Source organism: Pseudomonas sp. H1_G08 (genome assembly GCF_054681355.1).
The window spans coordinates 5840479-5856611 of the sequence record NZ_CP162822.1; the positions used below are offsets into that span (position 1 = coordinate 5840479).

Annotated in this window: 13 protein-coding genes; 7 read left to right on the top strand and 6 right to left on the bottom strand. The window is 60.7% G+C overall.

Annotation, left to right across the window (positions count from 1 at the left end):
• Positions 1–954 precede the first annotated feature (954 nt).
• From fecA to AB4N85_RS26335, 3 genes are all read right to left on the bottom strand, one after another.
• A complete protein-coding gene (gene fecA, locus AB4N85_RS26325; protein ID WP_460066450.1) occupies positions 955–3288 on the bottom strand; it encodes a TonB-dependent Fe(3+) dicitrate receptor FecA in 2334 nt (777 codons plus the stop codon).
• Between the two features lie 178 nt (positions 3289–3466).
• On the bottom strand, positions 3467–4399 hold the full coding sequence (locus AB4N85_RS26330) for a DUF4880 domain-containing protein (protein WP_460066452.1): 933 nt from the start codon (positions 4397–4399) through the stop codon (positions 3467–3469).
• Entirely contained in the window at positions 4396–4926 is a 531-nt protein-coding gene (locus AB4N85_RS26335; RefSeq protein ID WP_460066454.1) for a sigma-70 family RNA polymerase sigma factor, read from the bottom strand. Before AB4N85_RS26335 ends, AB4N85_RS26330 begins: the two co-directional genes overlap by 4 nt.
• A gap of 146 nt (positions 4927–5072) precedes the next feature.
• Here AB4N85_RS26335 and AB4N85_RS26340 point away from each other — a divergent pair, with 146 nt between their 5' ends.
• The 6 genes from AB4N85_RS26340 (at position 5073) to AB4N85_RS26365 (ending at position 11480) form a co-directional block, all read left to right on the top strand.
• Entirely contained in the window at positions 5073–5378 is a 306-nt protein-coding gene (locus tag AB4N85_RS26340) for a DUF3649 domain-containing protein (protein ID WP_095180406.1), read from the top strand.
• Positions 5375–6958: a PepSY-associated TM helix domain-containing protein gene (locus AB4N85_RS26345; RefSeq protein ID WP_095180407.1), complete on the top strand. Its 1584-nt coding sequence runs from the start codon at positions 5375–5377 to the stop codon at positions 6956–6958. Before AB4N85_RS26340 ends, AB4N85_RS26345 begins: the two co-directional genes overlap by 4 nt.
• Positions 6958–7284: a DUF3325 domain-containing protein gene (locus AB4N85_RS26350; protein ID WP_095180408.1), complete on the top strand. Its 327-nt coding sequence runs from the start codon at positions 6958–6960 to the stop codon at positions 7282–7284. The genes AB4N85_RS26345 and AB4N85_RS26350 overlap by 1 nt, the downstream gene beginning before the upstream one ends.
• A 1-nt stretch (position 7285) precedes the next feature.
• A complete protein-coding gene (locus tag AB4N85_RS26355; RefSeq protein WP_071174434.1) occupies positions 7286–7852 on the top strand; it encodes an RNA polymerase sigma factor in 567 nt (188 codons plus the stop codon).
• On the top strand, positions 7849–8838 hold the full coding sequence (locus tag AB4N85_RS26360; protein ID WP_460066457.1) for a FecR family protein: 990 nt from the start codon (positions 7849–7851) through the stop codon (positions 8836–8838). The genes AB4N85_RS26355 and AB4N85_RS26360 overlap by 4 nt, the downstream gene beginning before the upstream one ends.
• A gap of 212 nt (positions 8839–9050) precedes the next feature.
• Positions 9051–11480, top strand: coding sequence for a TonB-dependent siderophore receptor (locus tag AB4N85_RS26365; protein WP_460066460.1), 2430 nt, complete (start codon positions 9051–9053; stop codon positions 11478–11480).
• A 462-nt stretch (positions 11481–11942) separates the two neighbouring features.
• Here AB4N85_RS26365 and AB4N85_RS26370 read toward each other — a convergent pair whose 3' ends face one another.
• Positions 11943–12818 carry a helix-turn-helix domain-containing protein gene (locus tag AB4N85_RS26370; protein WP_071174437.1) on the bottom strand — a complete coding sequence of 292 codons (876 nt, stop codon included), beginning with the start codon at positions 12816–12818 and terminating at the stop codon, positions 11943–11945.
• A gap of 140 nt (positions 12819–12958) precedes the next feature.
• Here AB4N85_RS26370 and AB4N85_RS26375 point away from each other — a divergent pair, with 140 nt between their 5' ends.
• The gene (locus AB4N85_RS26375) at positions 12959–13861 is read left to right on the top strand and encodes a DMT family transporter (RefSeq protein WP_236169893.1); all 903 of its coding nucleotides are present in this window, start codon (positions 12959–12961) and stop codon (positions 13859–13861) included.
• A gap of 18 nt (positions 13862–13879) precedes the next feature.
• Here AB4N85_RS26375 and AB4N85_RS26380 read toward each other — a convergent pair whose 3' ends face one another.
• Together AB4N85_RS26380 and AB4N85_RS26385 are read right to left on the bottom strand one after the other, a co-directional pair.
• Positions 13880–14389 (bottom strand): DUF2165 domain-containing protein, encoded by a 510-nt coding sequence (locus tag AB4N85_RS26380; protein ID WP_073473697.1) that lies wholly within the window; start codon positions 14387–14389, stop codon positions 13880–13882.
• 139 nt (positions 14390–14528) lie between these two features.
• Positions 14529–15503, bottom strand: a complete 975-nt coding sequence (locus AB4N85_RS26385) for a 2-hydroxyacid dehydrogenase (protein ID WP_150636175.1) — start codon at positions 15501–15503, stop codon at positions 14529–14531.
• Positions 15504–16133: the final 630 nt, after the last annotated feature.

Genomic DNA, 16133 nt, shown 5'->3' on the forward strand with positions numbered 1-16133 from the left:
GCCGATCCCGGTTGTTTTCAAGTCCAGCGTTCGGCTCGATATTGCAGGCGAGCGTAAATCGTAAATACACCTCGGTCAGTCCCTCACCCTCTGGGAGAGGGGGCCGATCCCGGTTGTTTTCAAGTCCAGCGTTCGGCTCGATATTGCAGGCGAGCGTAAATCGTAAATACACCTCGGTCAGTCCCTCACCCTCTGGGAGAGGGAGCCGATCCCGGTTGTTTTCAAGTCCAGCGTTCGGCTCGATATTGCAGGCGAGCGTAAATCGTAAATACACCTCGGTCAGTCCCTCACCCTCTGGGAGAGGGAGCCGATTCCGGTTGTTTTCAGGTCCAGCGTTCGGCTCGATATTGCAGGCGAGCGTAAATCGTAAATACACCTCGGTCAGTCCCTCACCCTCTGGGGGAAGGGGCCGATTCCGGTTGTTTTCAAGTCCAGCGTTCGGCTCGATATTGCAGGCGAGCGTAAGCGTAAATACACCTCGGTCAGTCCCTCACCCTCTGGGAGAGGGGGCCGATCCCGGTTGTTTTCAAGTCCAGCGTTCGGCTCGATATTGCAGGCGAGCGTAAATCGTAAATACACCTCGGTCAGTCCCTCACCCTCTGGGGGAAGGGGCCGATTCCGGTTGTTTTCAAGTCCAGCGTTCGGCTCGATATTGCAGGTGAGCGTAAATCGTAAATACACCTCGGTCAGTCCCTCACCCTCTGGGAGAGGGGGCCGATTCCGGTTGTTTTCAAGTCCAGCGTTCGGCTCGATATTGCAGGTGAGCGTAAATCGTAAATACACCTCGGTCAGTCCCTCACCCTCTGGGAGAGGGGGCCGATTCCGGTTGTTTTCAGGTCCAGCGTTCGGCTCGATATTGCAGGCGAGCGTAAATCGTAAATACACCTCGGTCAGTTCCCTCTCCCTTTGGGAGAGGGTTAGGGTGAGGGGCTTTTGATCTTCGATGGGGTGGGGTCAGAACGCCACCGACGTCTGTACATAAACCGTCCGCGGCTCACCTACGTACTTGCCCTTGTTGTTGTCATCGAACGAGCGTGTGAAGTACTGCGTGTTGAAGATGTTCTTCACGCCCACCGCCACATTCAAATCCGACAGTTGCGGTCCGAAGTCATACCCGGCGCGGCTGCTGAACAGCATGTAACCGGGGATCTTGCCGGTGCTGCCATCGGCACTTTCCTTCGAGGTGTTGGCGTTGTCGGCAAACTGGTCGCTCTGGAAGCTGCTGTCCAGATTCAGCTTCCATGGCCCTTCGGTATAACCGACGCCAATCGTGCCTTTGTGCTTGGAGGAAAAAGGCACGCGGTTGCCTTTGTTCGGCCCGTCTTCGCGAATGGTCGCATCGACATAGGCATAACTGGCGTAGACATCGAAACCGGCCAGCGCCGGACTCAAGTCATCGAGCGCGTAATTGACGCTGGTCTCGATGCCCTGATGGCGGGTTTCGCCGCGAGCGATCACCGAGTCGTTGGTCTGGTTGCTTTCGTACTGGTTGTCGAAGTTGATCAGGAAGGCACCGATTTCAGCGCGCAGGGCACCGTTGTCATAGCGTGTGCCGAGTTCCCAGGTGCGGGCCTTTTCCGGCTTCACTTCGCCGCTGCTGACCCGGTTGGGCATCTGGCTGTACTGCACGCTGCCGAACGAGCCTTCGGTGTTGGCATACAGGTTCCAGCTGTCGGTGAGGTGATAGAGCACGTTCAGCGCCGGCAGCGCGGTGTTGTAGTCGCCCTTGTATTTGACGTTGGTCAGGTTGTTGGTCTGCTGCGACTCGATCATCTCGTAGCGCACGCCCGGGGTGATGGTCCATTTGCCGATGTCGATGCGGTCATCGACGAAGAACGCATTGGCTTCGGTACCACCGCGAGTGTCGCGGTCGTTGCGGCTGCTGGTGGTCGGGTATTCGTTGGCGCTGATCGGCGTGCGATAGCGCAGTTCGTGGCCGGCCTCATTGATGTAGCGGTAGCCGACGCCGACTTCGTGGCTGCTCGGACCGAGGTCGAAGCCTTGGGCGAAACGGGTTTCCAGACCACGCACCCAATACTCGCGAGGCGACAGCGAAAGAAACGTGCCCTGATCCAGATAACCGCTGCGCAGGGTTTTGGTGAAGAAGGTGTTGGCGGTGAACTCGCGGCGATCTTGCTGATAGCGATAGCCGAAGTTGAACATCGTGCGGCGCCCCCAGAACTGGTCTTTCGGTCGCGTCGACTGATACGGATCGGCATCGTAATCGGCGACATTGAGACCGCCGGGCATGTCGGCCTTGCCCTCGTAATACTGGGCCATGGCGTTGAAGCTGTTGGCGTCGTCGAGCTGGTACTTGCCCTTGAGGATCAGGTCGTCGATCTCGGTATCGCTGTGTTCACGCCAGTCACCACCACGGGTGCCGGAGTACAGCAAGGCGCCACCGAGGCCGTTGGCGTTGGTGCCGCCGGCCAGCAGATTGGCGCTGGTCTTGAAACCGTCGTGGCTCGACGATGGGCTGGTTTCAGTCTGCAAACCTCCCTTGACCGTTGGCTCGTCGGGAATCGCCCGGGTGACGAAGTTGACCACGCCGCCGACGTTCTGCGGGCCGTAACGTACCGCACCGCCGCCACGCACCACGTCCACGGCATCCATGTTGCCCATGCTGATCGGCGCGAACGAAAGCTGCGGCTGACCATACGGCGCGAACGGCACCGGGATGCCATCCATCAATACTGTCGAGCGTGCGGCCAGGCGTGGATTCAAACCACGAATGCCGAAGTTCAGCGCCATGTCGTGGCTGCCGGTGCCGTTGTTCTCCGGCGCGTTCACACCGGGGATGCGGTTGAGCACATCGCGGGCCTGGGTCGCGCCTTGGCGTTCGAATTCTTCGCGGCGGATCACATCACGCGCGCCGGGGTGTTCGAAGACGTTGATCTGCGCCGCATCGCCGAGCCAGTCGCCGACTACGGTCGAGGTGCCCAGCTCCAGCGCCGCGTCAGCCAGCGGTTGCAGGCTGAAGGCGTTGTTACCCTCGGCGCGGGCTTGCAGGCCGGTGCCTTCGAGCAAGGCATCGAGGCCTTGTTGCGCGGTGTAATTGCCTTCCAGACCCCCGCTTTGTACGCCGCTGGTGACTTGCGAACCGAAGGAAATCAGCACGCCTGCTTCACGGCCAAACTGGTTCAGCGCGGTTTCCAGCGACGCCGGGGCGATGTGATAAACCTTGGCTTCGGCGGCCAGCGCAGCGGGCAGGGCGGTGAAACTCAGGCTGGCGCCGAGCAGAAGATTGCGCAGGCTGCGGGCCAGTGGCGTAAGGCGGGTGGGCTGCATGTGGATGATCCTGAGAAGGTGGAATCAAGGGGGCTTTCCTTCTCTGTCACGCCAGATCTGAAAAACGGCTCATTTATTTTTTCAGAATCAAAAGATCGCAGCCTTCGGCAGCTCCTACAGAAAAAATGCATTCCAAATGTAGGAGCCGCCGAAGGCTGCGATCTTTTGATCTTGCTTTCTAAACCCGAGCTTCGACGCTCACCCAATAACGGGTAAAGCGCTTCACTTGCACCGGCAGACTGATCTGCAGCAGGTCGAGAATCCGCTCGCTGTCATCCAGCGGATACGTCCCGGAAATCAGCAGATCGGCAACCTGACTGTCGCACCGCAGCTGCCCGCGCCGGTAGCGGCCAAGCTCTTCGAGGAAATCGCCGAGGCGCATATGGGCGGCGACCAGCATGCCGTCGCTCCAGGCGCCGCTGTTGGCGTCCAGCGGTTTGGGGGCGCTGACCGAGCTGGCAGTAAAACTCAACTGCCGCGCGATCGGCAGCAGCAGGGGCGCGCGCTGGCTGGCGATGAGTTCGACTCGTCCTTCAAACAGCGCGATATGCGTGTGATCAACAAACTGCCGCACATTGAGGCGCGCACCTTGGCTTTTCAGCACGCCGTGTGCCGTACGTATCTCGAACGGATTCGCAGCGCTCAACAGCATTTCGCCCTCGAGCAGACGAATCAACCGCTGCGCACCATCAACATCAACCGAGCTGGCGGTATTGAGCTGCAACGAATCGGCACCGCCCAAGGCAATCTTGCGTCGCTGGCCGACCGGCGTGCGGTAATCGGCGAGCAGCGACGGCAACGGAGTGTGCTCGCGCATGCCCCAGGTCGCCGCTGAGCCTGCACCGAGAATCAGCAGCATTTTCAGCGCCTGACGACGGCTGCCAGACTTCGGTCCGTTCAACGCGGCGTGGGCCAACGGCGACGACACGCCGCGCAAGCGCTGGTTGACCCGTTGCATGTGTTCCCACGCCCGGCGGTGTTCGCTGTGTGCATCCAGCCATTGTTGCCAGGCCTGTTGCTGGCGCGAGGTCAGCGTGCCCTGCTGCATTTCCAGCAACCAGTGCACCGCCTGTTCGGCGACTTGTGCGGAGAAATCCGGCGTGCGATTCACAGGGCGAAATAGCAGCGCATGGCCGCTTTGTTCAAATGGCGTTTGACCGTGGCCACCGAGATTCCCAGTTCTGCGGCGATCTGTGGATAAGTCAGACCATCGACCTGAGCGAGCAGGAACGCGCGTTTGATCTGGCGCGGCAAACCGTCGAGCAGCTCATCGAGTTCGACCAGTGTCTGCAGGATGATCGCTTTGTGCTCTTCCGACGGCGCGACCATTTCCGGCATCTGCGCCAGTGTCTCGAGGTAGGCGCGTTCCAGATCCTGCCGCCGGTAATGGTTGAACAGTACGCGCTTGGCCAGCGTAGTGAGAAAGGCGCGCGGTTCGATGATCACCGGTGGCTCGCGGGCGGTGAGCACCTTGATGAACGTGTCCTGGGCCAGATCCGCTGCGCTGTCCGGGCAGCCGAGCTTGCGCCGCAACCAGCCGGTGAGCCAGCTGTGATGAGCGTGGTAGAGCGATTCGACGGGATGGGCGGGCGGCAACGAAATGACTCCGGACGCAAAACTTGCGTAGAGAACGTGCATTAGAGAACAAGAACGGTTCGCATTGTAGAGGCTGGCGACAGTGTCCGGCAATCAGATGCTTTTGCGTATGAGAATATTTATCATTAATATTGCTCGCCTGTAGATTCGGCTTGTCGGCCGGACGTTTTTCGTTTCAGGGTCGAAACATGAAAGGCAAACACGCCACCCTTCCCATGTCCTATCGTCTGGCCGTCACTTCGCGAGTGCTGGCGGCGGTTTTCGGCGGCTATCTGGTCGCGGCGCTGGCCAGTGTCACCCTGACGTTGTGGCTGCCGCTGAACCGCGCCGAAGCGGTGGTCACTGGCATGACCGTGTCCTTTCTGGTCTATCTGGTTGCCGTGCTCTGGTGTTTTGCCTGCCGCAGCGCGTGGTCGGCGTGGGTCGGCCTGTTGGTGCCGAGCGTGATTCTCGCCACCGTTTCCGGTGCCGCGCGCGGTCTGGGGCTGGCATGAAGGAAGGGTTCCGGCAGGCGATGGCCTGGCTGCACACCTGGGCCGGGCTGGTGTTCGGCTGGTTGCTGTTCGCGATTTTCCTCACGGGAACGCTGGCTTACTTCAAAGACGAAATCAGCCACTGGATGCAGCCGGAAATCGCTGCGCATTCGCTTGATAGCGAAGCGAGCCTGGCGCTGGCGCAAGATTATCTACAACAACACGCCGCCGGTGCCTCGCGCTGGCTGATCGATCTGCCCGATGCCCGCGACCCCGGTCTGACCGTGCGCTGGCAGCAGGCGCCGGGCAAACCCGGCGAGCGCGGCCGCTTCGAATCCCGAACCCTCGATGCTCAAACCGGGGCCGAGGTACAGGGCCGCGAAAGCATGGGCGGCGAGTTCTTTTACCGTTTCCACTTCCAGTTGCAGATGCCTTATCCGTGGGGGCGCTGGCTGGCGACTCTCGCTGCGATGGTGATGTTCGTCGCGTTGATCAGCGGCATCATCACCCACAAGAAAATCTTCAAGGACTTCTTCACCTTCCGCCCGCGCAAGGGCCAGCGTTCCTGGCTCGACGGGCATAACGCCGTGGGTGTGCTGGTGCTGCCGTTTCACTTGATGATCACTTACAGCAGCCTGGTGATTTTCATGTCGATGGTGATGCCGGCGAGCATCGTCGCCTCTTACGGCAGCGACGTGCGCAAGTTCTACGACGAAGTCTTTCCCGCCTCGAAGACGCCCGAGCGCGCCGATATCGCCGCGCCGCTGACCGCCATGGCGCCGCTACTGGCCAAGGCCAGCGAGCAGTGGTCGGGCGGCCATACCGCGCGCCTGTCGGTAAGCAACCCGGGCGATGCCAGCGCCACGGTGGTGCTGTCCCGCGCGGGCGATCGGGTGGTGCATGATTTCGGCCGGGCGGTGACGTTCAATGGCGTCACCGGGCAGCTTCTGAGCAGCACCCCTGATCAACCCATGGCGATGGTGGTGGGTGGCGCGTTCTACGGTTTGCACATGGGCCATTTCGCCGGGCCGCTGTTGCGCTGGCTGTATTTCATTTGCGGGCTGGCCGGCACGGCAATGATCGGCACCGGGCTGGTGATCTGGCTCGGCAAGCGGCAGCTCAAACACATGAAAAGCGCGGCGCTGCCGTTCGAACTGCGCTTGGTCGAGGTGCTGAATATCGCCAGCATGGCCGGCCTGGTGTCGGCGGTGGCGGTGTTCTTTTTGGCCAATCGACTGCTGCCGGTGAGTCTGGCGGGGCGGGCCGATTGGGAAGTAAATGCGTTTTTTATTGCGTGGGGGCTTAGCCTGTTGCACGCGGTGTTGCGTCCGGGACGCAAGGCCTGGATCGAACAGCTGACGCTCGGCGCTGCGCTGTTTATCGCGGTGCCGCTGATCAATGCGCTGACCACACCGTGGAATCTTGGCGCGACCCTGATGCAGCGCGACTGGGCACTGGCCGGATTTGATCTGACTTGTCTGGCGACGGGGCTTTTCCTCGGCTGGGCTGCGCGCAAGATGCAGCGTACGGGCGACCGCGTCAGCGTTCGCAAAGCAAGTTCTTCGCCTCGCTCGATCACTGTCGAACAGGGTGCCAACTGATGCTGCTGGCCCTGTTGCTTACTTACGCCGGCTTCACCGCGTTGTGCCTGTCGATGCCACGCCATCATGCCGAATTGCTCGGCGCCAAACCGTCGACGCGCCGCCGTCAGGGTCTGGCGGTGGCGGGATGGCTGTTGCTGGCGCTTTCGCTGTGGGCGGCGGTGGCGGCCAATGGCTGGAGTTTCGGTCTGGTCGACTGGTTCGCGGTGCTGATGCTCAGTGCTTTGGCATTGGTGCTGTTGCTGCCGTATCGCCCGCGTCAGGCCATGGCACTGGCCGGGTTGAGCCTGCTGGCGAGCCCGGTCGCCGCCTGGGCGCAGTGCTGAAGTGCTGATCGGTCTGCCGCCAGAATCGCGTGACGATGAAGCGCGTGGCGCGCGTGCGCATTTTCTTCAGGTGTTTCTGTCCCAGCGTGCGCAAATGGAGGCGCTGGTGAACCGCCGCGTCGGTTGTCGGGCGACGGCGGCGGATCTGGTCCAGGATCTGTTTTTGCGCTTCTGGCGTCGGCCGCTGGTCCAGGTCGAAGAACTCAGCACCTATCTGCTGCGCTGCGCCGGCAACATCGCCATCGATCATTTGCGCAGCGAAGGCACGCGCACGCGGGTCAACGAAGGCTGGCAGCCGGACGAACCCGACAGCCACGGCAGTGAGCCTCAGGCCGCGCTGGAAGCGGGCAACGATCTGCGCCATGTCGAAGCCGCGTTGCGCGCCTTGCCCGAGCGTACCCGGCAGATCTTTCTGCTCAATCGCATTCACGGGCGCAAGTACGCCGACATCGCCAAGGCCATGGGCCTGTCCCAAAGTGCCGTGGAAAAACATATGATGCGCGCCCTCGAGGCCTGCAAGGCCAGCCTGCGCGACCCCGCGCCACGCCTGCCAGGGAAAGCACCGTGAAGCCATCCGATCCGATCACACCGACGCCGGCCCAGGAGCAGGCCGCGCTGGCCTGGCTGAGCCTGTTGCACGACCGCCCGAGCACTGGCGATCAACTGACCTTCAGCCAATGGCTGCGCGCCGATCCGGCCCATGCCGAAGCGTATGCGCAGGCGCAGGTGATCTGGGAACTCAGCGAAAGCCCCGCGCGCACGCTGGCCGATGAAGATGCGTTCGCGCTGCAAGGTTATCTGCAGGCGATGGACGCCCCGCGTCGTTCCCCGATGTTGCGTTGGTCTGGAGCGCTGGCGCTGGCCGCGTGTCTGCTGCTGATGGTCAGCCTCGGCACCGGGTGGCAGGCGCAGCGCTGGCTCGACGATCTGCGCGCTGATCATGTCTCGGCACCGGGGGAAATTCGCACGGTGACACTGGCCGATCAGTCGCAAGTGACACTGGATGCCGACAGTGCGATTGCTGTGGATTTCAGCCACGGTCAGCGCCGCGTGCAGTTGATTCGCGGCGCTGCTTTCTTCAGCGTCACTCACACTGGCGATCCGTTTGTGGTGGCGGCGGAGCAGGGCGAGGCGCGGGTGCTGGGCACCCAGTTCGAAGTACGTCGGCAACCTCACGGCGCACAAGTGACGGTATTGTCCGGGCGTGTCGCGGTGACGGCAGACGAGCATGCCCAACAGCAGATTCTCACGGCCGGCCAGCAAGTTGCCTACGCCGACGGCACTGCGGAAAAACTGCATCCCGTGGACAGTGAAGCGCAACTGGCCTGGCGTCAGGGTTGGCTGACCTACTACAAGACCACGCTGGCCGATGTCGTCGAGGATCTGCGCCGCTATTACCCGGGGCGGATTGTGCTGCTCAACGATGAGCTGGCGGCGCGCAAGGTCAGCGGCAGCTTTCCGAGCAAGGATCCGCAAGCGGTGCTCAATGCGCTGCAAGGGGTACTGGGATTTGAGCAGCATCGGGTGATGGGACAGTTGATTATTTTGCGCTGAGGCTGCCGGCCTCTTCGCGAGCAGGCTCGCTCCCACAGGGTACGCATTTCAAAGGTGGGAGCGAGCCTGCTCGCGAAGGCGTCAGCCCAGGCAACAAATCCCCCGCAAAATATTTTCAAATTAAAGGTGAGGTAACCCCGAGCCCCATCCGTGTAGTGACTGAAACTGCGAGCCATTCGCATCCGTTGCGGTTCTACACAGGTCATTGAGCAATGAAGTCCAGGGCAAAATCCGGTTCGGTCAAACAGTGGTTGGGCATGTCGGCGTTGAGTTTTTCCGCGTTGGCATTGCTGCCGATGAGTATCGCGCTGGCGGCAGAAGCGGTGAGCAATCAGGCGCAACAGAAATTCAATTTTGCCCTCGCCGCGAAACCGTTGCCGCAAGCCCTGAGCGACTTCAGCCGCGTGACCGGGCAGAGCGTGGTCTACACCGACGAAGCGCCGTACGGCCTCAATGCTCCGGCAGTCAATGGCCAGATGAGCGCCGAACAGGCGCTGCAACGCCTGCTCGGCAATTCCGGCCTGAGTTTTCGCCGCACCGACAGTCATACCCTGGCGCTGGAGCCGATGCCGACCGAAGGCGCGCTTAATCTCGGCGCCACCACCATCACGTCCACGCGCGACGAATCGATGAGCTATCAGCCGCCGGAAACCAGTTCGGTGATGCGCTCATCGGCGTCGCTGCAAGAAATTCCACAGACGGTCAATGTCATCCCGGCGCAGGTCATTCGCGATCAGGCGCCGCGCAATCTCGATGACGCGCTGGCCAATGTCAGCGGCATCACCCAGGGCAACACCTTGGGCAGTACGCAGGACTCGGTGATGACTCGCGGTTTCGGTGACAATCGCAACGGCTCAATTATGCGCGACGGCATGCCGCTGGTGCAGGGCCGTGGCATGAACGCGACCGTGGATCGCGTCGAAGTGCTCAAAGGCCCGGCCTCGTTGCTCTATGGGATTCAGGACCCGGGTGGCGTGGTCAATCTGGTCAGCAAGAAGCCGGAACTGACCCAGTACAACGCCGTGACCATGCGCGGTTCGAGCTACGGTGACGGCAAGAACGGCAGCGGTGGCGCCTTTGACAGCACCGGTGCGCTGGGCGATTCCGGCTTCGCCTATCGCATGGTCGTCGATCACGAAGACGAAGATTACTGGCGCAACTTCGGCACCCACCGCGAGACGCTGATCGCACCGTCGCTGGCCTGGTACGGCGAGCGCACCAAGCTGTTGTTCGCCTACGAGCACCGCGAGTTTCTCACCCCCTTCGACCGTGGCACGCTGATCGATCCGCGCACCAACCATCCGCTGGATATCTCGCGCAAGCAGCGTCTCGATGAGCCGTTCAACGACATGGAAGGGCGCTCGGATCTGTACCATTTCGAAGCCGACCACGAACTCAACGACGACTGGAAAGCCCACTTCGGCTACAGCTGGAACCGCGAAACCTACGATGCCAGCCAAGTGCGCGTGACTGCGATCGACACCAACAAAGGCACACTGACCCGCAGCATGGACGGCACCCAGAATGCGATCAGCACCGATCGTTTCACCACCGCCAGCCTCGAAGGCAAGGTGAATGTACTGGGCATGCAGCATGATCTGGTGTTCGGCGTCGACGACGAATATCGCAAGATCTACCGCGAGGATCTGATCCGGCAGAAAAGCCTGACCACGTTCAGCTATCTCAACCCGGTGTATGGCCGCGAAGTGATGGGCACTACGGTGAGTGCGCCCGACAGTGCGCAGACCGATAAGCTGCGCAGCGATTCGCTGTTCCTGCAGGATTCGATTCACCTCAACGAGCAGTGGACTCTGGTCGCCGGCGGCCGTTTTCAGGAGTACGACCAGTACGCCGGCAAAGGCGTGCCGTTCAAGGCCAATACCGACAGCAATGGTCAGAAATGGGTGCCGCGCGCCGGCCTTGTGTATCGCTACACCGACGCGCTGTCGTTCTACGGCAGCTACACCGAATCGTTCAAACCCAACTCGACCATCGCCCCGCTGAGCGGCAGCAGCACCGTGCTCGACGGCAGCATCGCGCCGGAAGAAGCCAAGTCGTGGGAGCTGGGTGCGCGGCTGGATATGCCGGGCAGCATCACCGGCAATATCGCGTTGTTCGACATCAAGAAACGCAACGTGCTGGTGGCCAATTCCGAGGGGCCGACGACGATCTACAGCGCCGCTGGCGAGGTGCGTTCCCGTGGGCTGGAAGTCGACCTGAGCGGGCAACTCAGCGAGCGCTGGAACCTGATCGGCAGCTATGCCTATACCGATGCCGAAGTCACCGAAGACCCGGAATACAAAGGCAAGCGCCTGCAAAACGTAGCGAAGAATTCCGGCTCGCTGTCGGCGGTGTATGACTTCGGCAATGTGTTTGGCGGCGATCAGTTGCGTGTCGGGGCGGGCGCGCGGTACGTCGGCGAGCGTGCCGGCAACGCGGTGAATGATTTTGACCTGCCGAGCTATACCGTGGCGGATGCGTTTGCCACTTACGACACCACGGTTGAGGGGCAGAAGGTCAAGTTTCAGTTGAACGTGAAGAACCTGTTCGACCGCACTTATTACACCTCTTCGGCGAGCCGCTTCTTTGTGTCGATGGGGGATTCGCGGCAGGTTTCGCTTTCCAGCACGCTGGAGTTTTGAGGCAAGATCAAAAGCCCCTCACCCTAGCCCTCTCCCGGAGGGAGAGGGGACTGACCGTGGGATATTCCAGAGGTACACCGACTTGAACGTGTTGCTTTGAATCCATAATCGATTCGGTGTTTCAGGTCGACGTACAGTGCAAGACAACTCGGTCAGCCCCCTCTCCCTCTGGGAGAGGGGGCTGACCGTGGGATATTCCAGAGGTACACCGACTTGAATGTGTTGCTTTGAATCCATAATCGATTCGGTGTTTCAGGTCGACGTACAGTGCAAGACAACTCGGTCGGCCCCCTCTCCCTCTGGGAGAGGGGGCTGACCGTGGGATATTCCAGAGGTACACCGACTTGAATGTGTTGCTTTGAATCCATAATCGATTCGGTGTTTCAGGTCGACGTACAGTGCAAGACAACTCGGTCGGCCCCCTCTCCCTCTGGGAGAGGGCTGGGGTGAGGGGAAAAGGGCTCAACGCAAAAACGCCTGCCGATACTCGCCCGGCGTCCCACCTAAAACCTGCCTGAACCGATTGGTAAAATGGCTCGCACTGGCAAACCCGCACGCCAGCGCAATCTCCCCCAAGGGCAGCGCCGTGCCGCGCAACAATTCCCGCGCCCGGCTCAAGCGCCGTGCCAGCACATATTGATGCGGCGGCAGGCCGAAGCTCAGGCGAAACATCCGCGCGAAGTGATATTCCGATAGCGCACACAACCCGGCCAGTTGCCCGAGGCTGATCGGCTCAGCCAATTGGTTGTCGATGAACTCCACCAGTTGTCGGCGCTGATGCGGTGCCAGCCCGCCCTTCAAGCGCAAGCCCTGTCGCGCACCCACCTGGCTGAGCAGCGTGTGGCTGATCAATTCATGGGCGAGGCTGCTGGTCAGCAAGCGCTCGGCCGGCTCTTGCCAGTTCAGGTTCAGCAACTGCCGAAAGCGCTGCGCCTGCTGCGGATCTTCAAGAAAAGTCTGTTCGCGTAACTGCATCTCGCGCGGCTCCCGATCGAGCAAAGTCACGCAACCGAGGGCGAATTGTTCGGCGCTGAAATACAGGTGCGCCAAGCGGATGTCGCCATTGATCACCCAGCCCGATTCGTGATCGGCCGGCAGGATGCACAGCTTGTCCGGCCCGCCCTTGCGGCCCGGCTGGCCACGACGGAATGTGCCGGTGCCGCCGGCGACGTAGCACGAAAGCGTGTGATGACTTGGCGCTTCGTATTCCTGGGCATCGTGGTGGTTGGTCCACAAAGCCGCAGACATGCCGTCACCGAGCTCGGCGCTGTGCACCAGACGTGCATTCGGCGAGCGGTTGAGGGCTTGAAAGACTTGCAGGGTATCGATAGCAGCCATGTTCTGTTCTCTCCAACGCCTTGCATCCTACTCCGTAGACGCCGCGCTGCCAGCCTGCCGCCAGACAAAAGCGCAAGATTGTGCAAGCGCCGAATGATGGCCGAGGCAGACACTCAAGGCCTGTTTAAGGAGTGTTGGCCATGAACCTGTCGTTGTACCTGCTGACCGTACTGATCTGGGGCACCACTTGGATTGCTTTGAAATGGCAATTGGGCGTGGTCGAAATTCCGGTGTCGATTGTCTATCGCTTCGGCCTGGCTGCGTTGGTGTTGTTTGCGTTGTTGCTGCTCAGCCGGCGCCTGCAACCGATGAACCGCCGAGGCCATTTGATCTGCGTGGCCCAAGGGCTCTGTCTGTTCTGTGTGAACTTCATGTGCTTTCTGACGGCCAGCCAGTGGATACCCAGTGGTCTGGTGGCGGTGGTGTTTTCTACGGCAACGTTGTGGAACGCGCTGAATGCGCGGGTGTTCTTCGGCCAGCGCATTGCCCGCAATGTGTTGATGGGCGGTGCGCTGGGGCTGTTCGGTCTGGGGCTGTTGTTCTGGCCGGAACTGGCCGGGCATCAGGCCAGTCCGCAAACCCTGCTGGGGCTGGGTCTGGCGTTGTGTGGCACCTTGTGTTTTTCAGCGGGGAATATGCTTTCGAGCCTGCAACAGAAGGCCGGCCTCAGACCGCTGACCACCAACGCCTGGGGCATGGCCTACGGCGCGGCGATGCTGACGGTGTGGTGTCTGATCAAGGGCATACCCTTCGACATGGATTGGTCGCCGCGTTATGTCGGGGCACTGTTGTATCTGGTGATTCCCGGCTCGGTGATCGGCTTCACCGCGTACCTGACGCTGGTCGGGCGCATGGGCCCGGAGCGGGCGGCTTACTGCACGGTGCTGTTCCCGGTGGTGGCCCTGAACGTGTCGGCGTTTGCCGAAGGTTATCAATGGACCGCACCGGCGCTGGTCGGGCTGGTGTTGGTGATGTTGGGCAACGTGCTGGTGTTTCGTAAACCGAAAGTGCTGTTGTCTGCGGCTCAAGGGAAGTTGGCTTGATAAAACGAGCGCTGATACTCAGCGCTCAACTTTCAAAGTGATGTAGATCATCACCGGGAAGATGAAGTCGACAATATGCCTTGCCCAGTCCTTGGCATTCCAGGATTGCGAAGTGTCCATGTCGAACCATTCGACACCTACAGTTTGCAGGCACACGTAATAAATGAAGATGGCGACCAATATGCCCATGATTGAAAACTTCTTGGCTTCATGGAATGCCGCTGGCGAGGCATCAATGTAGCGATACAACTGGTAAGTACCGATCAGGCAAAGTACGGTATAGGTGACTTCCATGGTGATTATGAACCAGTAGATCCGGTGATGGATCATCGGCGAATCGATCGCGCGGTACATGATGTTTTCACTGGCGTTGGTGGTGTCCATGCTCAGGATATGTGCAACGTAAGTGTAGTTGGACTCATAGTCAGTGAAGTTATGGATCATCACCAGCAGGCCAAAGAAACTTATATAAGCCATCAAGATGACTTTGCTGTAACGAATGAGTTTGTCGGTGGTCAGGGTGTTCACGAGGTTGGCTCTCCATGGCAATTAATCAATAAGTTTATAAGTTGCGAGAGCTTATATTGCTGTTACTTGGTCTGGCGTTTTTGTTCGGTTGCAAGTTATGTAAGGTGAAGGCCGGCGTAATGTTGCGCCGGCCCTTTTTTCAGCCGCGCCAGACTTGCGGGTTGACCAGATCCTGCGGCCGTTCACCGAGCAGGGCGCTGCGCAGATTGGCCAGGGCGCGGTTGGCCATGGCTTCGCGGGTCTCGGTGGTGGCCGAGCCGATGTGCGGCAGGGTCACGGCGTTTTTCAACTGGAACAGCGGCGATTCGGCCAGCGGTTCTTTTTCGTAGACGTCCAGGCCGGCGCCGCGGATGCGGTTGTTTTGCAGGGCTTCGATCAGTGCCGGTTCGTCGACGACCGGGCCGCGCGAGATGTTGACCAGGATAGCGCTCGGCTTCATCAGCGCCAGTTCGCGATGGCTGATCAGGTGGCGGGTCTTGTCGCTCAACGGCACTACCAGGCAGACGAAATCGGCTTCGGCCAGCAGCTCATCCAAGCTGCGGAACTGCGCGCCGAGTTCCTCTTCCAGTTCGGTCTTGCGGCTGTTACCGCTGTAGATGATCGGCATGTTGAAGCCGAAGCGCCCGCGCCGGGCGACAGCGGCGCCGATGTTGCCCATGCCGACGATGCCGAGGGTCTTGCCGTGCACATCACTACCAAACAGCGGGGCGCCGACGCTGGCCTGCCATAGCCCGGCCTTGGTCCAGGCGTCGAGTTCGGCGACGCGGCGGGCGCTGCTCATGATCAGGGCGAAGGCGAGGTCGGCGGTGCTTTCGGTGAGCACGTCGGGCGTGTTGGTGAGCATGATCCCGCGTTCGTTGAAGTAGTCGAGGTCGTAGTTGTCGTAGCCGACCGAGACGCTCGAGACCACTTCGAGTTTTGTTGCGCTTTGCAGTTGTGCGCGGCCGAGTTTGCGGCCGACGCCGATGAGGCCGTGGGCGTGGGGCAGGGCTTCGTTGAACTGGGCGTTGATGTCACCGGTCTTGGGGTTGGGGACGATGACGTCGAATTCTTCTTGCAGGCGTTCGATCATGGGCGGGGTGATGCGGCTGAAGGCCAGGACTGTTTTTTTCATTGGGCTTGGGCTCGTCGGGGCTTGATTGCAAGCACGCTAACATTTTCTCGCTCGGGTTGTCTTGGCGGCCTCTGGGCCGGCCATGCCTTGGGTTTGTCTGGTGTGAATATCCGAAGGTTTCGGGGCGGCGGCTGGCGGTTTCGCCTGACGGCGACTTACTTTTTTACAAGCGCCTAAAAAAGTAAGCAAAAAACGCTAGCTCCTGCGTTCGGCCCTCGCAGGCTCGGGTTCCTTCGCTGCGGGATCGATCCGGGCGCAGCGGCTCCGGTTTGCTTCGCTGCACCTACACTCGCTGTGTACGACTGCGTCGTACGGTCGCTGCGCTCCCACGCCCGGATTAATCCCTCCACTCAGCCTTCCGACGTCGCCGGTGGATCAAGATCAAAAGCACTCGAGCTTGCGCTCATTGTTGAGTGGGGCGGCTGCGCCGCGGGCAGCTGCGCTGCTTTGCCTTTGCTTTTGTGGGAGCGAGCCTGCTCGCGAAGGCGGCCTGACAGTCGACCTGTTTCTCGCTGATGTACTCGATTCAAACTGTGGGAGCTGGCTTGCCAGCGAAGGCGGCCTGACAGCCGACCTGTTTCTCGCTGATGTACTCGATTCAAACTGTGGGAGCGAGCCTGCTCGCGAAAG